This window comes from Chitinophaga sp. GbtcB8, from assembly GCF_019091455.1.
Classification (GTDB): domain Bacteria; phylum Bacteroidota; class Bacteroidia; order Chitinophagales; family Chitinophagaceae; genus Chitinophaga.
The window spans coordinates 1-21,722 of sequence record NZ_JAGXJN010000064.1; the positions used below are offsets into that span (position 1 = coordinate 1).

Below are 21,722 nucleotides of genomic sequence, written 5' to 3' on the forward strand. Positions count from 1 at the left end.
TATATAACAGGGACCGGTCCAGCTGGGCTCCCGGCAGCGGGTAAGTACCGGCCTGCCCAATCGGGTTTTGGGTGGCGAGTATGAAAAAGGGGCGGTCCAGCACGTAGGTTTGCCCGCCGTAGGTGATCTCAAACTCCTGCATAGCTTCCAGCAGGGCGGATTGAGTTTTAGGCGGAGTACGGTTAATCTCATCTGCCAGGATAATATTGGCAAACAATGGCCCGCGGTTGAACTTAAAGAAACGTTTGCCGGTGGCATGGTCCTCTTCCAGTATTTCCGTACCAATAATGTCCGTGGGCATCAGGTCCGGGGGAAACTGTATACGGCGGAAAGCCAGGTCCAGTGCCTGCGACAACGTTCTTACCATCAGGGTTTTGGCCAGGCCAGGCACCCCTTCCAGCAAGCAGTGACCGCCGACCAGCAATGCCACCAGGATCTCTTCTACAATGGCATCCTGCCCAATAATGATCTTCTGGATCTCCTGTTTCAGTTGTGCCAGCTGCTGTTGTAACTGTTGCACGGTATTAGCTGTAATATCCGACATGGCCCGCTTGTTATCGATGAATGATTGTTTAAATTACGAATTATCAATTACGAAATGCGAATTAGCATGCAGCGATTGAAGACCGGGGAATACTAATTACGAATTGTCAATTACGAATTACGAATGGAGTTTAGCGATCTGGCAGGTAATAATGGTAATTGGCCATCACTAAATTTCTTCCCTGGTTAACGAAATACTTTATTCCTGATCTACTTAATTCGTAATTTTAATTGGCAACTTTCTGATTAACGAAACATTTCATTCCTGAACTACATAATTCGTAATTGACAATTCGCAATTCAAAATTCACCTTCACACGCTTACGTTACCGTTCCGGCGACTGGGACACAGACCAGCGTATGCCTGCCAACCTGTTAAACTCCCTCATAGAATATACCACCATACCCGTACATCCGCAGGAAAAAGTAATTGACCTTAGCAGCAATGAGCTGTTCAACGCACCCTTCTGTTACCTGAGCGGCCATAAGCTGGTGCAGTTTGATGCGCAGGAGAGCGCCTTTTTTAAAAAATATGTACAGAACGGCGGGTTCATTTTTGTAGACGACTGCAATCATGATATTGCCGGGCTGTTTGCCAAATCTTTTGAAACACAGATGAGCAGCCTGTTTGGACCGGACGCCTTACGCAAGATCCCATCTACCCACGATATTTACCACTCATTTTTCCAATTTGAGAAAGGCCCGCCAACCACTTCTTTTGAGCTGAATGGCTGGGGCGCTGGCCTGGTGCATGATTATCTGAAAGCTATTGAGATCAACGGGCGTATGGCCGTACTGTATAGTAACAAGGATTATGGCTGTGAGTGGGTTTATGATTTCCGGAACAAACGTTTCCTGGCGGAGGACAATACCAGGTTTGGGGTGAATATTATTATGTATGCAATGGGCGTGTAATAGTGGTAGGGTCAAGGTATCGCAAATTGCGATACCTTGAAAAAGTTAGCAGTGTATAGTACCAGCGGGGATCTACCCACCAACTATCTTGATCTGAACCCAATTTTTGGACGCGGTTCCTGTGGCGGAGCCAATAACTGTTTCAGGTATTTAAAAATAAGTTGAATATCGTCATCATGGCCGGTAACCTTCCTTTCCAGTTGCTCTAACTTTAAAAGGACATCTTTATGAGAAGAAAGCATTTCCCGCATTTTGACAAAAATTTCAATGATGCGGATGCTTACCTGGATAGCCCTTTCACTACGTAACACATTGGCTAACATAAGCACCCCATGCTCCGTAAAGGCATATGGAAGTGTGCCTCCTAAATGCCTCCTGGAAGGTATCGCACTTTGCGATACCATGTTTTTCACCTCCTCATCCGTTAGTTGAAACATAAAGTTTGCAGGAAACCTTACTATATTACGTTTTACCTGTTCTCTTAACCGGGTCGGCTTTACATCATATAGTTCAGCAAGGTCTTTGTCAAGCATAACCTTATGGTTTCTTATATAATATATCTTACTTATTACTAATTCGTCCGGTAAAATGATATTGCTGTTATCAGGTTTCATGGGTAACAAATAAGGCAGCAATTTAAAATCAGTCCTTCATTTCTTGGATTAATCAGAAGTTAACAAAATTGGCGGTTTTTGAGGTATCGCAAATTGCGATACCTCGTTTTCGATCTCCTATTTGTTAGTTAGATGCAAAAAAATTGGCAGTGTGCCATTAGCAACCGGGAATCTCCCCCTTACTGCTAACTGCATACTGCCAACTAAAATGCTTTCTGGATGGTATCGCAAATTGCGATACCATGTTATTGTACACTCAAATACTGCTCCTTCACATTCCAGCCGTACAGCTCTATCGCTACATTACTATTAGCCGTCGGATAACTGATGGTTACCATCTTCTTTTCGCCCGGCATTACAGAAACATAGTTATCGTTGTAAAACGCCGGTAAAATGCGCTCCTTCGTTTTTGCATCTACCACCGCTACGCGGTTAAAGAAAGCCACCGGTCCGTTAGCAGGGTTGCTAAGGGTTACGGTGATGCTATCCTTAGCGGCCCGTTTAGCCGTTACCTGCACATTGGCATCCGCCATCTGCTGCAGACCAGAGTAGTTTCCCTTTTCATCCGGCAGCCAGTAAAAGTTTTCGCTCACTATTTTCTTATGGGCGTCCAGTAAGCGCAGGCGCAGGAAAGTGCCCTGCCCTTTACGTTTTGCATCTATATCATCTTTCAGCGCTGCAAATTTCTTGGTGGTAGTTGCTTTAATTTCTACCGGTATTTCGCGCAGCATTTCAGATCTGCCGTTCATGTCCACGGTCTGTATTTCCAGCTGCAGGTTGTTATGAGCAGTAAACGTATTATTAGCTACCATTACAATGCCATCAACCGGGTTATACATGGCGTGCAGCGGCTCGCTGCCGTTGTGCAGGCCGTACAGGCAGGCGTTGGGATCCAGGTAATAATCATACATCTGTCCGCGCATGGCCGTCCAGGGGTTTTGCGTTTTCCAGATAATTACACCTGTATACCATTCCCACATATGTGCGCTGAAACCTTCCATCAAACCGCGGTACTGGTCATAGTTCACCAGCTGCGCCTTGTTGGCAAAATCCTTCGCATCTTTTGCTTTACCATATGGATCAATGTATTCATCATACCCAATGTATTTATGGTAATGCCATACGGAATCTTCCGTCATTGGCTTTTTGCTTCCATTGTACACCGGCGGTATCATATTTTCCTTAGGTATAAATCTTTCCAGTGAAGCATAATCGCCCACGCCTACAGAACCAATCTCTGAGTTAAACGGAAAGGTCCTGTGCGCCCAGAAAGTAGCCAGGGACTGTATGCCGTAAGGCCCGTCGCCATTGCCGCCCAGCGTGTTGTGCGACATACTATCCGAATTGGAGTAGTCAAAGAAATAACGTGTGCCGTCCAGGGAAGGTAAAATAGAATCCTTCATGGCTTTCAGAATGTCTGCCGGGGGCACTATTTCGTTACCACCGCAATACAATGCCAGGGAGGCGTAGTTACGGATCATTTTCACCTGGTCTGCTACAGAACGGATGGCCAGGCCATGATCATCCGGGTATTTGCGGCGGGTAGCCTGGTCTTCCTTTTTCATGGGATCTACCCAACGGCCGTTACAGTCGCCGGAAAACCAGAAATCCTGGAACACCAGCATACCGTATTTATCACAGGCCTCATAAAATTCAGGACGCTCTGTTAAGGCCCCGCCCCATATGCGGATGAGGTTCAGATTCATGTCGCGGTGAAAACGCACCTCTGCATCATAACGCTCTTTGGAAAAGCGCAGCATGGCATCAGAAATGATCCAGTTACCGCCTTTAATAAAGATCTTTTGCCCGTTCACTGCTACCTGCCGGCTGCCGGTAACAGCATTCCAGGAAGTTTGTATTTCGCGTACGCCTACTTCCACATCTTCCTTATCGCTAATGGTATTGGCGGCAGTTACAAACTGCAGCTGCAGCTTATACATGGCCTGCGGGCCATAACCGTTAGGCCACCACAGACGCGGCTTTTGCAAGGTATAATCCGGCAGCTTCACGGTGGTGGTGGCATGCGGCGCTAACGTTACTTTCTGGGAAACGGTTGTTTTGCCGTCCAGTGAATATTTAAGCGTACCGCTAACAGCTTCACCGGAAGTATTTTCCAGCTCTGCACCTACCTGTATGGTAGCCGGCGCCTGTACGCCCTGCGGCTTACGCACGCCCGGTACCAGTGTAATAACATGCGGGTTCTTTACATTCACCACACCCGTTCTTTCAATGGTCACTTTATCCCATATACCGGTGTTGCGGTCGCGGATGGGCTGTATCCAGTCCCAGCCTGCGGTGTATTGGTGCGCTACGTTCTTGGCAATGGTGCCATCGCCGCCCTGGCCCCCGTTAGGGTTACCGGCAAAAGGCGCCGGGTAAATGATCACCGCCAGGCGGTTATGCCCGTCCTTGGCCAGCAGGCTGGTAATGTTATATGTTTGGCGCAGGAACATGCCATGATGGGTTTCTGCGTTCACCTTTTTACCATTCAGGAAAATATCACTGCTGTAATTCACGCCGCGGAAGTGCAGCCACACCTGGCCATCAGCCGTTGGTAATGCCTCTTCAAAATCTTTTACAAACCAATAAGTATAGTGGTCGTTGCCGGTATGGAAAATGTCCGGGATCTTTTCATTGTTCATCCCGTAAAAAGGATCCGGCACCTCTTTGTTATTTAATAAGGTAGTAAGTACGGTACCCGGTACAGTGGCCGGCATCCAGCCGGTTAAGGTATGGGTAGGGTCGGAAAGCGCTTCGCCTTTGTCTGTAACTTTGGCAATGTTGGCACATTGCCAGCCAGTATTGAGCTCATACTGATCCTGCGCCTGCAGGCTGCTGTAGCAAAAAAGCAGTGCGCAGATAATGCTAAATTGTCCCCTGTTCTTCTTCATAATAGGTATAAAGATTAAAATAAAATCGGAGAAAGGGAAATGAAAAAAGGAGGAGCGGCGCGTACGCCACATCCCCCTTAAAAATGTAAATCCTAAGTGTAAAATTGGAATGCAGTGAAACTTTAACCGTGGCATTAACTTTTACATTTAGTATTTAAAATTTTACATTTTACATTCCTTTTTACTGGTAATACGGGTTCTGGTACATCTTCACCGGGTCCAGCTTATACTCATCAAACGGAATAGGGTAATACAGGTCCTTTAAACCAAAGTTGGAGATCTTGGCCTTGCCATAATCAGCCTGGTTCTTGGCATGTATATAGGTCACCAGCTCGTCAATGGTAAAAAAGCGCAGCAGGTCAAACCAGCGGTGATGCTCAAATGCCAGCTCCACGCGTCTTTCATGCAAAATGGCCAGTTTCAGCGTAGGGAATTTACTGCTGTAGTCAGGATCAGCCTTTACCACATTGTACAATGGTACACCCGCCCTTTCACGCACCATATCCAGGTAGGTGATGGCGGTGGTATTATCGCCCAGGTACATATTCACCTCTGCCAGCATTAGCGCTACATCCGCATACCGGATGAGTATCCAGTCATTGCCGCCGTAACCATTGGTACCGGCAACTGCACTGGTGTCCCTGAACTTGGTAATGTACCAGTCTTTCACTGTAGCATCATTGGCAAATTTTACGGAAAGATCTTTGCGCGGATCCCCTTCCTCATACTCTTTCACCAGGTCCAGCTTTACGTTGCCGCCAACGCTGGAAGAGGGTTTCAGGGAGTTAACCTTTTCTCCTTTTGCCTGGTTGTTGGCAGCAATGGACGATGAATAGTTAATATCACCCTGTTTGTTCACGATCTGGAAGATCAGCTCCGGGCAGGTTGATTTTTTATTTACATCAAATACATCTGTATAAGGAATATCCTTTAATGCGCTGAAGCTGCGCATATCCCAGGCAGCGCCCAGGTAGGTTTTTGCATTGTTCAGGTTTTGCGTACGGCTGGCGGCATCCAGCGTGGTGGCCATGGTCAGGTATACCTGGCCTAATAATGCATTGGCGGCAGCTTTGCTTACGCGGCCTTTGTTGGCGCCGGTTTGCTGGTTAGGTAAAGGGCTGTTCAGCGCATCTTTCAGGTCAGCCACTATCTGCTCATATACTTTCTCTTTCTTTTCGCGAAAAGTATTGGCTGTTACCTCTTCCAGCGTGGTAAGCTGTTTGGTTACCAAAGGCACATCGCCCCATTGGCGCACCAGGTGAAAATAAATAAGCGCGCGTATGAATTTTGTTTCTGCGGAGTACTGTGTTTTAGTATCCGCGCTGCCGAAAGTAATGTTATCTATGTTAGACAATACCTGGTTACAGCGGGTAATGGTCTGGAACAGCGCCAGCCAGTGCGTTTTAAGGTATGTGTTGCTGGGCAGCAGGGAAAAATCGTTGAACTGGAAAGGCTCTCCCGCGTTCGACTGGTTATCGTTACGGCCCGCATCGTCAGAACGTTCGTCCGTATATAAACCGCTGTTCTCACCAATACCGTCGCCGGTTCTCAGGGATTGGTATACCCCGTTCACTGCCAGCGCAATATCCCCTTCTGTTTGATAGTACACTGCAGTAGGAATGGCATTGGGATTGCTTTGCTCCAAAAATGTTTTGCTGCAGGCGCTCAGTAACGAGGTAGCTGCTATACAACCTATTATGAAATATCTTTTAGTCATTGTTTGCTGATTTTTTAGGTCCTTATCAGAATGTAGCTTTCACACCAAAATTGTAAGCGCGTACCAGGGGGTACATGCCGTAATCCACGCCGGGCGTAAGGTTTACACCGTTGTTATAATCCACTTCCGGGTTGTAACCCAGGTATTTGGTAATGGTAAAAGCATTATCCACGCTGGCATACACGCGTATGTTGCTTAAGCCTTTCACGGGTTTCAGCAAAACCTGCGGAATGTTATAGCCCAGGGTTATGTTGGTACAACGGAAGTAAGAACCATCCTGTAAATAGAAGGTGGAAAGACGGGTGCTGTTACTTTGCGTACCACCGCGGGAGGGGCGGTACACGCTGCCATCACCGGGTTCTGTTGCAGAACGGTAGCGGTTAGCTACCTTGGCATACTGGTTGCCGGAACCCTCCATGTTAAACAGGTAATAATCCTGCCCATCCAGTACCTGGTTGCCATAAGAGCCGTTAAAGGAAGCGCTCAGGTCTACAGACCGGTAGCTGAAGTTTAACCCGAACCCATATATGAATTTAGGATACGGAGATCCGATCACTGTTTTATCTGCATCCGTTACCACACCATCGCCATTGGTATCTTCAAAATAAAGATCACCGGGCTTTAAGCCATTGCTGGATGCAGTGGAGCGGGCAGGCCCTTTCAGCACATACCCTTTCGGGAACGACTGTGTGGCAGAATTATAAAAAACATCGTCTGCCGCAATGTTGGCCATATCACTTTCCTTTACCATGCCTTTTGCTTTAAAGCCGTAGAACATGCCAATCGGCTGCCCTTCTTCTGTGATATGCGTTTTATAAGAACGCTCTGCACCATTGGTAATAATGGTGCTGGCGCCGCCCATATCTAATACCTTGTTACGGTTCACGGATATATTGCCGCTGAAGTTAAAATTGAAATCTTTGGTAGATACGATCCTGCTGTCTATCTGCACATCAAAACCCTTGTTCTGCACTTTGGAATTACGCAGGTTGGTTAATACGGAAGCTGTGCCGGCCACCGCGGACACAGACTGGTTAAACAGCAGGTTGTAAGACCGGCTGATGTAGTAGTTGGCAATCACAAACACACGGTCGTTAAACAGGCCCAGGTCTGCACCAAAGTTGAATTGCGAGGTTGATTCCCATCCCAGTTTCTGATCCCGCAGATCGCCGGACCATATGGCGGTAGCAATAGTGCCATTGCCATATACTACACCGCCCGGTGAGGTCATTACCTGCTGGTAGTTATAGTTACCAATGTTGTTATTACCGCTCAAACCCCAGCTGGCCCGCAGCTTCAGGGAGCTGGATGTGCCTACCAGGTCGGTATAGAACTGCTCTTTTGAAATATTCCAGCCGGCAGATACAGAGGGGAAATTACCCCAGCGGTTGGCCGGTCCAAAACGGGATGAGCCATCTGTACGGAAAGAGCCGGTTAAGAAATATTTATTCTCATAATTGTACACCACGCGCGCCAGGTACGAGAGCATGGTCCAGGTAGCCTTGCCTGTAGCCGGGTTCAATGCAAAGTTGGTAGGGTCTGCACCCTTGCCGGTGATCTCCTGTATACGGTCGTTCTGGTAACCTCTTGCCAGCACGCTCACTGCATCGCTGGTATACTGTTGTGCCGTGTAACCTGCCAGTACATCAATATTATGTTTGCCGGATTGTTTTTTATAATTCAGTGTAAACTCGCCCAGCTGGTCGGTGGTAGATAAGGTTCTGGCCGTATCCCTGGCCGCTGCCAGCGCCTGGGGAGAGTAAGGCGGGTTAGCATCTGAGCTTAAGCTGCCGGGCCGGTAAAACTCGTACTTCTCATTATAGGTTTGTAAACCCAGGTTGGCTTTAAAACTAAGGCCGGGAATAATTTCATACACTGCAAAACCATTGTAAGTAGCACGGCGTCCTTTGCGGGTAATGTTGGTTTCTTCTGCAATGGCTACCGGGTTTTCTATGGTCTGGTAACCATATGCTGCCGACTGTGAGGCCGCTTCATTCTTACGCAGGGTGCCATCATCATTACGTGCACGGAAGTAAGGCATGTATATTAACGCGCCCAGGATAGGGCCATGATCAAAACGGCCTTCTTCTATCTCCCGGTTATCATTGGAAGTGAAGGACAGGTTAGCGCCTACTTTTAATTTTGCACTTACATCTGCATCTATATTGGCGCGCAGGTTCAGCCTCCGTTGATATGTGCTTACTACAATGCCCTGCTGATCCTGGTAACCGCCGCTCAGTGCATAACGCACGCCATTCTTGCCGCCGGAAAATGCCAGGTTATGCCGCTGTACCGGCGCATTGCGGTAAAGCTCATCCTGCCAGTCTGTATTATATTTCGGCTTGATCATTTTCTGGCTGACACGGTCATAAATTTCAGTAGGAATGCTTACGCTGCTGGCATTACCTACTTTGGCAACACGGGTAGCGTTATCGTCAGAGAACATCGCATCATTCCAGGCGCCGCCGCCATTTACAACCAGGTCGCGGTAGGTGTTATTACGGCCGTCTATCACCAGCTGCGCAAATTGATCGGCATCCAGCAGGTCTACTTTTTTACTCAGCTGGTTCACGCCAAACTGGTAATCATATTGCAGCTGGCCCTTCCCACCCTTTCCATGTTTTGTGGTAATAAGCACTTCGCCGCCGGCTGCCCGGGAACCGGAAATTGCAGCAGAAGCAGCAACTTTCAGAATGTCGATGGATTCTATATCATTCGGGTTGATGAATACATCATTACCGGCCGGGTAACCATCTATTACGTACAGCGGGTCAGAGCTGGCATTTACAGAGCCAACCCCACGCACACGGATCTTGGTGCTCATATACGGCGCACCGCTCACCTGCGATACCTGCACACCGGCCACTTTACCCACCAGCGCCTGCCCTACAGAGGGAGTAGTAAGGTTCAGCTCTTTAGCCTTTACACTGGATATAGCACCCGTAACATCGCTCTTGCGCATTTTCTGGTAACCTACAGATACTACTTCGTTCAGCTGTTTTACATCTTCGCGCAGTAGTATATTCAATACAGATTGGTTGGCAGCAACCTCCTGCGGAATATAACCGGTAAAGGAAAACGCCAGCGTGGCGCCCGCGCTTACGCGTAGGGTGTACTGGCCATTGCCATTAGTAACCGTGCCCTTACGGGTACCTTTTTCTACTACATTCACACCAGGTAAGGGTTGGTTCTTTTCATCCGTAATGGTACCGCTTACTTCAACGGTGCCCGGCTGCTGCCATACTATGGCTAACTCCCTGCCTGTTGTGGCAGCACCAGCGGGCATTACAGCCATCAGGCCGTATGCCGCCAATACAAACTTACATCCACGTTTGAGATCTTGTAACGTTCTTTGCATAACTCTACCAGTTGACATTTATAAAATGAGCATTGTTCTTTGCGGAGGAGGTAACAGCGATCCCTGTTTGGCTGCTGTTTAAAAAAGTGAAGCCTTCCAGCTCATCGGGTTTATCAATATCTATTTCCTTAATAATGTCTGCTTTACCAGCAGCAATGGAGGTTTCCAGGTTCACGAAAGTAAAGCGCCACTTACGGCCCTCCACCTGGTTCTGTATTAGTACCAGCACTTTCTTTTCTGGTATCCAATGCAGGTTTTGCACCCAGGGCCCGCAGCTGAATTTTTTAAACAGCACACCATCTTCTTTTGTGTTGGATACATTCTGCAGCCGTCCGGGATGGTATAATCTTACTTCATTGCCATGGTTACCGTAATCGGCAGTGGCTACATACCATTGACCATTGTACTCCACGTACTCCGGACGGGTGCCCTGTATGCAGGCATCATCGTCTATTACTTTTTTAATGTTGCCGTCCAGCGTATGTGTTTGTAAAAACCCTTCCCAGTTAATGCAGTAGATCACTGCTTTCCAGGCCGTACCATCTTTATTTAAGCGGATGCTGTTGCCAATAAAAACAGGCAGTGCGCCATGGCGCGCAATACCGGTAGGATGGTTGATCACATCTTTTCCATTTTCTGTGAACGCGTATTCACGGCCGGTGTATAACAGCGAATCTGTACCCGGTATATACTCCCGCATCATGCCCGTTTCACGGTCGCCGTACAGGTATAGCTTACCCTGCTCATAGTGAGCACCCTGGCAGGCTCCCAGGGAATCTACTGTTAAAGAGTGTTGAATTTTCACACCTACATTCGCACGAAAAAAAGACAATAATCCACCGGAGAGGATCACGACAGCGACAATTAGTTTCATATGCTCACCTTTGATTTATATGCATGGCAGTTGATCCTGTAAGCAACAGGTATCGATGATGTGGTTGTCCGTAATTAAAAGTGTACGATTGGATCCCTCTTTACCCTAAAGCGTTTGCAAAGAGAATCATCCACTATTATGGAATGGTTAAGTGAGCATTATGCAATTGTTATGCTTACGTTATGAAGCGGGCTGCGGTGTGTGGAAAAAGTTGTGTATATCGCTGAAAATTACGTACTTAGCCGATCTCTTATAACCGAATAACCAAAAGAAAACCACTATGAAAACTTTTTTCCCGCGTTCCGGATCCATGATCTGCATGGCTCTTGCTGTTAGTTCTTTATTTGTAGCCTGTAAAAAAGATGATGATGTACCAGCGCCCCAGTACACCGTAGATCAGCTGTACGCTAACTCCATTACGGATGCAACCATAGCTGACAATTCAGAAGTAGTAGACACTTTATGGCCCATTACGGCCGACAATCCCAACCTGCAATGGAAAACCATCCATGGCAAACAATATGTACTGATGGCCACTTTTATGAAGTACCCATCCAGCTACCCGGCCGGCGATTCTATTACCAATACCTGGGGCGATGCCTGGGTGTTTATACCGGCACAAATGAAACGCAGGCTGGCAGCGGCTTTCAAGCCCGGATCTGATACTATTATGCGTATCTGCCAGCTGCTGGGATTACCGCCTGCCAATGACCGCAGTAACACACACATCTCGCAAATGTGGGTGCCGGCCGATAAGCTGGTGCGCCCCGCCGGCAATCCTGCTATTAATACCACTACTACCGGTGCGGTGCTGGTGAATGGTGTTTCACCGGCGTATGCTACCTGGTTCGATGATAATATTATTTATTCTTACTACCGGCCATTAAGCTCCAATACGGATTATTATTATCCCTGGACCCGTTTGGGTTATACCTACGATTGGGCGCCTGATGGAAAGGAAGTGGGTTTAAGCGAATATAAGCTGCAGGCCAGCTCCGGTATTTGGGTAGAGCAAACGGGAACAGCCGGGAGCTTTTTCCGGAATTAAAGCTGATGTATTAATAAGATCTCGTTTTATTTGCAATAGACTGTATCATTAAGGTACAGTCTATTTTTATTCTGGTGATTGGTAGTCTTGTTCTTCCCCGTATCTTTTAATCCAAACGCCTGCCCACGTTATTACATTCAGTTCCCTGTTAGCTAGCGCTTGCCTTTCAGCATATTAGTGCCTTCGTTCGTTGCTAAATGCCACCATTTTATCCCTCTAAACATCCATGCATCGCCCTTTCCTTTAGCCACTGTTTTACCCATTAAACAGCTGTTTTTTGAATTTTCTTAACTCGATGAAAATCAGCAACAACTGCAGATCAAGTCCACGTCAAGTCCACATCAAATCCACGTTATGTCCATCTGATATTTGAGTATCATGGCATTACAACCCGGGTGCGATCCGTGTATTACCCCGGCGCAGCCTATATGTAGCCCAGGTGCATCCCTGGTAAACTCCAGATGCATTCCAGGTACAGTGCAGGTTCATCTCTTATGCATCCCAGCTACTGTCCGGATTCAATCCGGGTGCTCCTCTTATGGCATGTAGCTGTAACTCAGGCACATCTCCGTCGTATCCCACCTGCCACCCAATCGCAGCCCGGATACACCTCCCGCTTTAAAAGAAAGTTCGTGGCCCTAACCATCCGGCCAGCACTATGTTGTTATTACAATTAACCCTATCTTTCTTAATATGTTAGCGCTTTCCGGCGGCCTTTTGGACCGGTACTAACGGTTACGTATAAGTACCTATTTTAATAAAATCCCTGGAAAAATTTGTACAAATAAAAATAACTTCCTTTCTTTGTGTCAAATTAACACAAACAAAAAGAATGAAAGCTTTCTCCGCATATAAGAATCCTGCCCTGGCTGTGGACCTGGTAGTATTTGGTTATCATGAGAAAACATTATCCGTGCTGTTGCTGAACAGGAATGAGGAGCCTTTTAAAGACCGCTGGACCTTACCCGGCGCCTTTTTACAGATGGAGGAAAGTTTTCAGCAACTCTGTTCCCGCATATTACAAACCAAGCTGGGTATGGATAATGTATACCTGGAGCAGCTGTACTCCTTTGATGCGCCGGACCGTGACCCGCGTGGGCGTGTGATCTCAGTAGCACACTATGCGCTCATTAACCCAAAGAAGTTTGCAGTAGCTGCCGGTAAAATGGCGAATGATGTACAATGGTTCCCGGTAAAAAAGATCCCGGCCCTGGGCTTTGACCACAAAGAGATCTTTACTAAAGCCTTACAGCGCCTGCAGGCCAAGATCCAGTATTTCCCTGTAGGTTTTCAGCTGCTGGATGAAATGTTTACCATGTCAGAGCTGCATGAATTATATGAATGCATACTGGGCGTTGAAATAGACCGCAGGAATTTCAGCCGTAAGATCCTGGATGCAGAATATGTGATCAATACCGGCATTAAACGCGAAGGCTCACAGAACCGCCGGCCCGAGTTATTCAAGTTCAATAAGAAACTAAAACAAAATAATTTCCAACTTAATATTAGCTAACTATGCGTATCAATCCCATCCTCTTAAAAGACGGCTACAAAGTAGGCCACAAATTCCAATATCCCGAAGGTACCAGCCTGGTGTACTCTAACCTTACACCGCGCAAATCCAGGAACGGTGATGTACAGGAGATCGTGTTTTTTGGTTTGCAATATTTTATTAAGGAATACCTGATACGTGAGTTCAATGAATCTTTTTTCAGTCAGCCTAAAGAGCAGGTGCTGAAACAATATGCCCGCCGTATGGATAATTACCTGGGCAAGGACAGTATTACCTATGATCACATAGCAGCCCTGCATGACCTGGGTTACCTGCCACTGGAAATTAAAGCCCTGCCGGAAGGTACCCTGGTGCCCATGCGTGTGCCCATCTTTACCATTAAGAATACCATCCCGGAATTTTTCTGGCTCACCAATATGCTGGAAACTATTCTCAGCGCCATTCTATGGAAACCCTGTACCTCTGCCACCACGGCTTTCCAATACCTGAAAACGTTTACCAGGTATGCAAAAGAAACCGTAGGCAATGACCTGAGCTTTATACCCTGGCAGGGGCACGACTTCTCTTTCCGTGGTATGAGCGGAGTGGAAGATGCGCTGATCAGCGGCGCCGGTCACCTGTTATCTTTTGCAGGCACTGATACCATTCCAGCTATTGATTTCCTGGAAACTTATTACAATGCCAATTGTGAGAAAGAGCTGATCGGCGGTTCTGTACCCGCAACAGAACACAGCGTAATGTGTATGGGTACGCAGGATGATGAGATCAAAACCTTTGAACGGCTTATCAGCGAGGTTTATCCCGCAGGCATTGTATCTATTGTAAGCGATACCTGGGATTTCTGGCAGGTGATCACAGAGTTTTTACCCGCGCTCAAAAGCAGGATCCTGGCCCGTAATGGTAAGGTAGTGATCCGCCCCGACAGCGGCGACCCGGTAAAAATTATTGTGGGCGATATGGATGCTCCCGTAGGCAGCCCCGCTTACAAAGGCGCTATTGAATGTATGTGGGAAACCTTTGGCGGTATTATTACAGAGCAGGGTTACAAGCTGCTGGATGGCCACATTGGGCTTATCTATGGCGATAGCATTACCACTGAACGTCAGCTGGACATACTGGAAGGACTGAAACAAAAAGGCTTTGCCAGCTACAACGTAGTATTAGGCATTGGCTCTTACACATATGAATATGTAACCCGCGATACATTTGGCTTTGCCATGAAAGCTACCTATGGTGAGGTAAATGGCGTGGGCAGGGATATATTTAAAGATCCTAAAACTGACGACGGTACCAAGAAATCAGCCAAAGGTTTAATGCAGGTATACCGCAACACCATCACGGGTAAGCTGGAAGTAAAAGACCAGTGCACCTGGGCAGAAGAAGCACAGGGTGAATTAAAAACCGTGTTCAAAGATGGTAAAGTAGTGGTAGACTGGACACTGGCTGAGATCAGGGAACGTTTAAAAGGAAGGCTGGAAGAAAATGAGAACAATAATGCTGTACCGGCCCATAAGACTGAAGGAGCTGGAGTTAATAATTGATAGCGGCTGTAAATTTTACACCCCATGAAATATAACAATGATTGGTTAAGGGATAAATACAACACAGGAGAACAACTAAAATATATTTTCTTCTGGGGGCATCAGCCATCAAAGGATGGCACTATTACAAAGACATGTTTCAGTCAATGGTGGATGGCGCCATTTAAGGTAGATGGTATTACCTATCCCACCGCAGAACATTGGATGATGGCCGGGAAAGCCCGCTTGTTCAACGATACCTCCATCATTGAAAAGATACTGCAGGCTGATACGCCCGGAGCGGTAAAGCAATTGGGGCGTGAGATCAAAACCTTTGAACCTTCCATTTGGGATGAACAGAAATTTAATATAGTCGTTACCGGTAACCAGCATAAGTTTTCACAGCATAAAGATCTAAAAACCTTCCTGCTCAATACTGGCGACCGCGTACTGGTCGAAGCCAGTCCCGTAGATACGATATGGGGTATTGGTATGGCAACAGACCGTGCAGACATAACTAACCCTTTATTATGGAAGGGTGAGAATTTGTTAGGCTACGTCCTGATGGAAGTGCGCGATAAACTCAAATAACATGGACGAGAAACAAATTAAAAACATCAGCAAATTCTTAAGCCTCATACTCCGGCATAGCCCGGAAACCATTGGTTTGCAGCTGGATGAAAACGGCTGGACAGATGTAATGGAACTGATCACGAAAGCAGCCGCACACCGGCAGGTATTTGATAAGGCTACACTGGAAATGGTAGTAGCCGGAAATGATAAGCAGCGTTTTGCCTTTAATGAAGATCATACCAGGATAAGAGCCAACCAGGGGCATTCCATAAATGTGGAATTAAACCTGGTGGCACAGGAACCGCCGGAAGTGTTATACCACGGCACCGTGGCCAAATTTCTGAGCAACATTCAGCAGGAAGGATTATTGAAAATGAGCCGGCAGCATGTACACCTCAGTAAGGAGAGAGCAACAGCAGAGAAAGTAGGCAGCCGCCGCGGTGTGCCGGTGATCCTGACCGTACGCAGCGGCCAAATGTTCCGGGATGGTTTAGTCTTCTACCTTTCAGAAAACGGTGTATGGCTTGCAGACGCTGTACCGGCTAAATACATTGAATTTTAATGTGCATGTATGATCATTCAATCACCACATCCCTTATTACCTGGTACCTACAGTGTATTCCTGGCAGGCAGCATTGAAATGGGTTGCGCTGTCAACTGGCAGCAGCAGGTAGGCAATGCCTTCCGGGACGATGAAAATATTATTTTGTATAACCCCAGGCGGGATGACTGGGACAGCTCGTGGAAACAGGAAATAACCAGCCCTGCATTTAATTCCCTTCCCGGCACCCAATCACCCATTACCTTACTGGAATTGGGTTTGCATGCCCGTTCTGAAAAGCTGATCGTTTGCTGCCCGGAAGGTTTCTGGCGCAAAGGCAATGTAGATATTGTTTGTGAGCGGTTCGGCATACCGCAGGTTACCACTATAGAAGATATTATTTCAATAATAACAGCAAAATATTATGAGCACACTCAATCTCATTTACCCGGAAAGATCTGATATCCGTTTCAAGACAATGGTATTTCCCGATGGGCAGCCCCACATCAAAATAGATATGAATAGCCTGCAGGGCATTAGCCGCCAGGAGCCGGTACAGCTCATTACCCGCATTGACAATGCCAATGACCTGATGCTGACGCTGTTCATTAAAAACACGCTGGACTACCTGGAATTTGAAACGGTGGAGCTCTATGTCTCTTACCTCATGGCGGCCCGCATGGACCGTGTGATGCTGGATGGAGAGCCGTTCTCCTTAAAGATCATTGCTGCTATACTGAACCAGGCGCAGTTTAAAAAGGTCAAAATATTTGATCCGCATTCGGAAGTAGCCACCGCGCTGATTAATCGTTCCTATGCGGTGACTAATCACCAGTTTGTAAAAGATGCACTGGCAGATTATTTCCAGAAATACCCCACTACTGTCTACTGCCTGGTTTCCCCCGATGCCGGCGCACTGAAAAAGATCCACAAGCTGGCGCAGTTCCTGCAAACAGATAACGTAGTAGAATGCATGAAAGAGCGGGATGTAAAAACCGGCGCGCTCACTAACTTCAAAACCACTACCGACAACCTGCAGGGACAAACCTGTTTTATTGTAGACGATATCTGCGACGGTGGTGGCACGTTTGCCGGTACTGCAAAAATGCTGAAAGAGAAAGGCGCGGTGAAAGTGAATTTAATTGTAAGCCACGGGATCTTTAGTAAAGGGACTAAGATTGAGTTTGTAGATGCGGTGTATACAACGGATTCTTTCAGGAAGGTGGAAGGAGTGGAGTGTGTAGAGGTGGAGAAGTATTTGTAAGTTAAATAAAAGACGATGAAAATTCTCTGGTGTTGGCGTTGCAGAATGGAGTTACCAATGCTTGACGAAGCCGAATATAAAAAGGCTTATGAGCTTTATGGTAAAGGCATCAAATCAAAAGAGGGTACATACGAAGAACGCTTTAAAGAATTAATGGATTATTATGAGGAGGTAACGGGATTTACCAAAACAATACCGAATGCCGTCATGCATCATCGGATTGCACAATACGGACCGCCTTGTGAAAAATGCGGTAAGCCCTATAGAACACCACTGGCTTCGTTTTGTGCAGCTTGTGGTAACAAAAGGCCACCTTCTTCGGAATAACTTTAATGTTCCGTTAGTTCTATCTTTCTTCCGTCCAGGTCTTGTACAATGGCCGTATATCCCCATTCAGTTTTTGCAGGTGCAGCTACTATGGTAGTGCCTTGCTCCCGGAGTTCTTTGATCAAAATATCTAATTGTTCAACTGCAAATCCTAATCTGGTAGTGTTGTCCGGTGTTATTACACCTTTAGGCAAGGGATATATTTCCAGTACCGGTTGGCTGCCTGTGCTGGCATAATGATAGGGCCCATTACCATGTTTATGATAGTCAAGTGTGAAGCCCAGCTTCGTATAAAATGCAGCCTGTTCCTGTAGCTGGTTGGTTTTAATTACGATCAGGGAGATGGATGGCATATGTGGGATGAATGTTTTTGTAAAATTATATTATCCAACTCAACCCGGCAATTACTTTCATGGAAGCGAACTTTTATGCACAGGAAGTGCTTATTGGAACAGTAACACTCCGCATTATTGATGCATCAATGGGCGTTATTGGTGGTACGCTCATCCCTACCAATGCTTATTCCCCCTTCCGCAGTATCTTTCAGGAAAGTGAGGGTAAGTACACGGAACAACTGGTTTCTTTACATTTGAATCTGCAGCTTTCAAATGGGTGCTTTGTATATCCCATCGGTGGCTTTTCGATAGTCGATCTACCAGAATTTCCGAATGAAATAACTTCAGATATACTTGGTGTGTACCAGCATATTATGGCCGATTATTTTGAAGGCCAGGGAAACCCTGACTTTTTGGAAGAACCCTGGGAAAGTATCTCCGTGACGCAAAAGATATTATTGGAAAATAACTGGCTGCGGAAATAGGAACCAGCACTGTCCCTTCTACACTATCTCATATACTAACAACCTATAAATACAGTGCGCTAGGCCGGTGCAGTAATAATGACGATGTACTATTTGCCATACATCATCCTGCAACTGATTTTCAGTTTGCGGTAGTACATCTTACCTGGAAAGGCAGCCAGGAAAACGATTCACGATGGCCCATTACCAATTTTTATGCAGACTTTGATGAATTTAGGCAGACAGTAATGCTTAGGGATAAAGCTAATTGGAGGGAGTAATAAACTTAACATATAAACGCAGCGGATGTTAAAGACTACATTTAAAATTATATTCTCCCCTATATATTCCTATGAAATCTGCCATCGGCTTGCATCTTTCTCAGCCGTTCACTAAATTCCGTCAGGCCACGCAAAAAAAAGCCGCATACCATCCCTGCAAGCGGCCCCGTTAGTTCATCTATCCTCACGCATGCGTTTTCTTCAGCTTCACCTCCACCTTTTCCCCAGCTTTACTCACGGTTACCACCTTCTTCACGGTGGCACTGTTACCCACGCTGTAATCCCTGTTCACGGTATTGGCCGTGGTACCCTGGAACATTCCATTAATGTAGTGATCTGACTACTTCCTTCTGGGTATAAGCATGTTCAAATCTGAATTCGGTGTACAGCAGGTACTCTCCCGGCATAAGGCTCACAAATTCAAAGTGTCCGGCATCATCATAAACGCTGATACTTTTGATGCACTGGGCTGCATCATCTGAAATGGCAATGCCTTCCCTGCCTTTTTCCGTTGGGCCTCATTCACCTTAATCCATTCTTTAAAGTAGTCGTTGTACGGGATCAGCACCACCTGTGTACCACGGGCAGCTACCTGTTTGGCCTGGATATTCATCACCTCCATCTTGTTACCCTCGCTGAAGTCGCGGGCAAATACCTGTCCGGAAATAACAGCATTGCCGCCTTTCACCATTTTCATGGTAGGTATAGCTGTCTACGAAATACTGGTCACCGGCTTCTTTGACCTGGTTCTTCTTACCTGTTTTCTTATCAACATAATACCCGGTAACATCTTTTCCAAAGTGCAGCACCATATCTTTCATGCTATTGTGGGATGCGCGGTAGATGGGTTTGAAGGTGCTCAGATCTGATATGCTGGTATCTTTCCATTCCTCCAGCCCGGAAAGGGCCGTGATGGTGGTCAGTGACAGCTTATCATTTGTGGTATTAACACCGATCGTGAAAGTACCGATCGCCGACTCGCTGCCACCATTTACGGTATAGCAGGCCAATGTATATTTTCCGTTCGTCAGCAGTTTGCTGTCAAATTTACTCTGAGCCTGGCTGTTGGCCGCAAGTAACAATGAAATAGCAGCAATTAGGATCGGGTTACAAAATTGAAAAGGCATAGTTCTGATAGTTTATCTGACGATGCAAAATTAGGGTATTCAATAGCTGCATCATATACCGGAAAATAGGTAGATCAATATATCCCTTTTTAGGTAGATAGGATCTGCGGAAAGCAGCGTAACCACCCATCTGCAAAAAGAAAAAGCGCCGATAAAATCAGCGCTTTCGCAATTTAAGTGGTCCCACCAGGGCATGATCCTGGGACCCCCTGATTATGAGTACAGCCTGCTAAGCATTCTGAAATATTCATAACTAATTAATTACAAGCATACAAAATATTCATGAAATTATACAACAAAGTTACTCCAAATAAGATGATACCCAAAATGTGACCCAAATTGATTTATAAAAACTTTTATTCCTGCTTCTTATGAAGTCTGTAGGAGGTTACTGGTACTTATCCAGAGAAACTTTTAGCTGTTCAACTGCAATATTCGCCATTCTTAAAATCCCCTCCTTTTCAGCATTGGAAAGTGCTGGTATAAAACCATCCTTCCTATTTTCATCAGGCTTGTCTACAGCTCTTATTTTTCTGTAATATGTTGGACAGCTCCATTTGCATTCTTCCATAACTAATTCCCTGAAATTTAAAGGAAACTGGGAAAAATTGGTGTGCAGATCATGCAGCATATTTACAGGCTGCGAATTGTTTTTAGTCATATTTCAAATCTATTTTACTTGAACAATAAGGGCATTCTTTCCTTAGCCCTGGTGGTAATGGATATTCAAATTTTTCCAGTATAGGAGGTGCCAGCCAGTGTACTGCCTCAATTAAATTCAAAAGATTTGTGTAAAGGCACATTAAATCACTTCTACCTTCTGTCCCCATGTCATTTACATACTCACTATTCATGGCTGCATAAAGCATATCCAGTAGCTCCTCTTTTGCGCCAGTGAGATCTGTAAAGTCAACAAAATGGCTTATAGATTCCAGGTGTTTTTTGACATGCCTGCTGTCCTTTAATCCAAAAAAGTCTCGATCATTGTTATTATTCATATGTGTCCTTTTATGTTTTAATATTAAGGTAAGGTGGGTAACCAAATTGTATTAAAAGATAAAAGGCTGCTTATTCAGCAACCTTTAACTTATATAAGCATTGAAAAGGCTATAAATGCAAAAAGCCACCTGAAATAAATCAGATGGCTTTAAAACTTTTATTACAACGATATTATCTTGGCAGCTTTACCCCTTTTAATGCTTCATTAACTTCTGCCAGCTTTCTTGGAGCAACCTTTTTTTCATCAATGCTATTCAATCTTTCATCGACAGTCAAGGTTATTTCCTTTTTGGAAATCTCACTGGTGAATTTTATTATTTTCTTTTCCATGATGTTAAATTACAAATTAATCCTTACTAAAAAACCATCCAATTCCATGTTTTTATGAAATGGAATAATTTCATTATCAATCCTAGAATATATCTCAAACTTTAATAAAAGTTGTTCCAGATTAATTCCTATTGCCATTCTATAAAGCCTTGTTCTTTCCTTTGTACTACCTGTAAAATAGACCCATCTTTGTGGATATGCTTTTAAATAAACCTCTACCACATGAGCAACAGTAGATAATATTTTGTTCCTATCACCATTAGCACTAATGGAAACATCATTGATTTCTCCATTCATGTCAATATCTCCAAGCATCAGGTTATAAACATCAGCATATTCAGTAGGGACAAAAACTATTCTTTTAGGTATTATACCCCTTTTGCCAATACTTAGAAATTCAAATACACCATAATCGTATCCCCACGAGCAAGTACATGTTTTTTTCTTGAAGAGGGAGGCTCTACTTTTTATGCAGGTGTCCAGTTGTG

24 protein-coding genes are annotated in these 21,722 nt (G+C 45.7%); 10 read left to right on the forward strand and 14 right to left on the reverse strand.

Features of this window, described 5'->3' with window-relative positions; all coding sequences use genetic code 11:
• Positions 1-544 (reverse strand): MoxR family ATPase (locus tag KVT36_RS30615; RefSeq protein WP_217607230.1); only part of this gene is annotated, 544 nt, incomplete at its 3' end.
• A gap of 284 nt (positions 545-828) precedes the next feature.
• Between KVT36_RS30615 and KVT36_RS30620 the strand changes: the two genes are divergently transcribed.
• On the forward strand, positions 829-1,458 hold the full coding sequence (locus tag KVT36_RS30620) for a DUF4159 domain-containing protein (RefSeq protein ID WP_217607231.1): 630 nt from the start codon (positions 829-831) through the stop codon (positions 1,456-1,458).
• Positions 1,459-1,541: 83 nt separating this feature from the next.
• On the opposite strand, the gene KVT36_RS30625 is transcribed toward KVT36_RS30620, so the two are convergent.
• From KVT36_RS30625 to KVT36_RS30645, 5 genes are all read right to left on the reverse strand, one after another.
• Complete coding sequence (locus tag KVT36_RS30625; RefSeq protein WP_217607232.1) at positions 1,542-2,072, reverse strand: ORF6N domain-containing protein; 531 nt, start codon at positions 2,070-2,072, stop codon at positions 1,542-1,544.
• Positions 2,073-2,317: 245 nt separating this feature from the next.
• On the reverse strand, positions 2,318-4,963 hold the full coding sequence (locus KVT36_RS30630) for a glycosyl hydrolase (protein WP_217607233.1): 2,646 nt from the start codon (positions 4,961-4,963) through the stop codon (positions 2,318-2,320).
• A 181-nt stretch (positions 4,964-5,144) separates the two neighbouring features.
• Positions 5,145-6,680, reverse strand: a complete 1,536-nt coding sequence (locus KVT36_RS30635; RefSeq protein WP_217607234.1) for a RagB/SusD family nutrient uptake outer membrane protein — start codon at positions 6,678-6,680, stop codon at positions 5,145-5,147.
• A gap of 25 nt (positions 6,681-6,705) precedes the next feature.
• A complete protein-coding gene (locus KVT36_RS30640) occupies positions 6,706-10,038 on the reverse strand; it encodes a TonB-dependent receptor (protein WP_254640272.1) in 3,333 nt (1,110 codons plus the stop codon).
• A 4-nt stretch (positions 10,039-10,042) separates the two neighbouring features.
• Positions 10,043-10,912 carry a hypothetical protein gene (locus tag KVT36_RS30645; protein WP_217607235.1) on the reverse strand — a complete coding sequence of 290 codons (870 nt, stop codon included), beginning with the start codon at positions 10,910-10,912 and terminating at the stop codon, positions 10,043-10,045.
• 280 nt (positions 10,913-11,192) lie between these two features.
• Here KVT36_RS30645 and KVT36_RS30650 point away from each other — a divergent pair, with 280 nt between their 5' ends.
• The 8 genes from KVT36_RS30650 (at position 11,193) to KVT36_RS30685 (ending at position 17,698) form a co-directional block, all read left to right on the forward strand.
• Positions 11,193-11,960: a hypothetical protein gene (locus KVT36_RS30650; protein WP_254640273.1), complete on the forward strand. Its 768-nt coding sequence runs from the start codon at positions 11,193-11,195 to the stop codon at positions 11,958-11,960.
• A gap of 832 nt (positions 11,961-12,792) precedes the next feature.
• A complete protein-coding gene (locus KVT36_RS30655) occupies positions 12,793-13,473 on the forward strand; it encodes an NUDIX domain-containing protein (protein WP_217607236.1) in 681 nt (226 codons plus the stop codon).
• A 2-nt stretch (positions 13,474-13,475) separates the two neighbouring features.
• On the forward strand, positions 13,476-15,014 hold the full coding sequence (locus tag KVT36_RS30660) for a nicotinate phosphoribosyltransferase (RefSeq protein WP_217607237.1): 1,539 nt from the start codon (positions 13,476-13,478) through the stop codon (positions 15,012-15,014).
• 24 nt (positions 15,015-15,038) lie between these two features.
• The gene (locus KVT36_RS30665; protein ID WP_217607238.1) at positions 15,039-15,584 is read left to right on the forward strand and encodes an NADAR family protein; all 546 of its coding nucleotides are present in this window, start codon (positions 15,039-15,041) and stop codon (positions 15,582-15,584) included.
• Between the two features lies 1 nt (position 15,585).
• Positions 15,586-16,128 carry an RNA 2'-phosphotransferase gene (locus KVT36_RS30670; protein ID WP_217607239.1) on the forward strand — a complete coding sequence of 181 codons (543 nt, stop codon included), beginning with the start codon at positions 15,586-15,588 and terminating at the stop codon, positions 16,126-16,128.
• A gap of 9 nt (positions 16,129-16,137) precedes the next feature.
• On the forward strand, positions 16,138-16,569 hold the full coding sequence (locus KVT36_RS30675) for a nucleoside 2-deoxyribosyltransferase domain-containing protein (RefSeq protein WP_217607240.1): 432 nt from the start codon (positions 16,138-16,140) through the stop codon (positions 16,567-16,569).
• Positions 16,532-17,371: a ribose-phosphate diphosphokinase gene (prs, locus tag KVT36_RS30680; RefSeq protein WP_217607241.1), complete on the forward strand. Its 840-nt coding sequence runs from the start codon at positions 16,532-16,534 to the stop codon at positions 17,369-17,371. Before KVT36_RS30675 ends, prs begins: the two co-directional genes overlap by 38 nt.
• Positions 17,372-17,386: 15 nt before the next feature.
• A complete protein-coding gene (locus KVT36_RS30685) occupies positions 17,387-17,698 on the forward strand; it encodes a hypothetical protein (RefSeq protein ID WP_217607242.1) in 312 nt (103 codons plus the stop codon).
• Between the two features lie 2 nt (positions 17,699-17,700).
• Here KVT36_RS30685 and KVT36_RS30690 read toward each other — a convergent pair whose 3' ends face one another.
• On the reverse strand, positions 17,701-18,051 hold the full coding sequence (locus KVT36_RS30690) for a VOC family protein (protein ID WP_217607243.1): 351 nt from the start codon (positions 18,049-18,051) through the stop codon (positions 17,701-17,703).
• 59 nt (positions 18,052-18,110) lie between these two features.
• Between KVT36_RS30690 and KVT36_RS30695 the strand changes: the two genes are divergently transcribed.
• Positions 18,111-18,518, forward strand: a complete 408-nt coding sequence (locus KVT36_RS30695) for a hypothetical protein (protein ID WP_217607244.1) — start codon at positions 18,111-18,113, stop codon at positions 18,516-18,518.
• A gap of 444 nt (positions 18,519-18,962) precedes the next feature.
• On the opposite strand, the gene KVT36_RS33045 is transcribed toward KVT36_RS30695, so the two are convergent.
• From KVT36_RS33045 to KVT36_RS30725, 7 genes are all read right to left on the reverse strand, one after another.
• Positions 18,963-19,097: a hypothetical protein gene (locus tag KVT36_RS33045; RefSeq protein WP_256449984.1), complete on the reverse strand. Its 135-nt coding sequence runs from the start codon at positions 19,095-19,097 to the stop codon at positions 18,963-18,965.
• Between the two features lie 93 nt (positions 19,098-19,190).
• A complete protein-coding gene (locus KVT36_RS30700) occupies positions 19,191-19,475 on the reverse strand; it encodes a hypothetical protein (protein ID WP_217607245.1) in 285 nt (94 codons plus the stop codon).
• Positions 19,405-19,905 carry a hypothetical protein gene (locus KVT36_RS30705; RefSeq protein WP_217607246.1) on the reverse strand — a complete coding sequence of 167 codons (501 nt, stop codon included), beginning with the start codon at positions 19,903-19,905 and terminating at the stop codon, positions 19,405-19,407. Before KVT36_RS30705 ends, KVT36_RS30700 begins: the two co-directional genes overlap by 71 nt.
• 388 nt (positions 19,906-20,293) lie before the next feature.
• The gene (locus KVT36_RS30710; protein WP_217607247.1) at positions 20,294-20,566 is read right to left on the reverse strand and encodes a hypothetical protein; all 273 of its coding nucleotides are present in this window, start codon (positions 20,564-20,566) and stop codon (positions 20,294-20,296) included.
• Entirely contained in the window at positions 20,559-20,903 is a 345-nt protein-coding gene (locus tag KVT36_RS30715; RefSeq protein WP_217607248.1) for a hypothetical protein, read from the reverse strand. The genes KVT36_RS30710 and KVT36_RS30715 overlap by 8 nt, the downstream gene beginning before the upstream one ends.
• Positions 20,904-21,075: 172 nt before the next feature.
• Complete coding sequence (locus KVT36_RS30720) at positions 21,076-21,234, reverse strand: hypothetical protein (protein ID WP_217607249.1); 159 nt, start codon at positions 21,232-21,234, stop codon at positions 21,076-21,078.
• Positions 21,235-21,243: 9 nt separating this feature from the next.
• A partial coding sequence (locus KVT36_RS30725) for a hypothetical protein (protein WP_217607250.1) occupies positions 21,244-21,722 on the reverse strand: 479 nt, incomplete at its 5' end.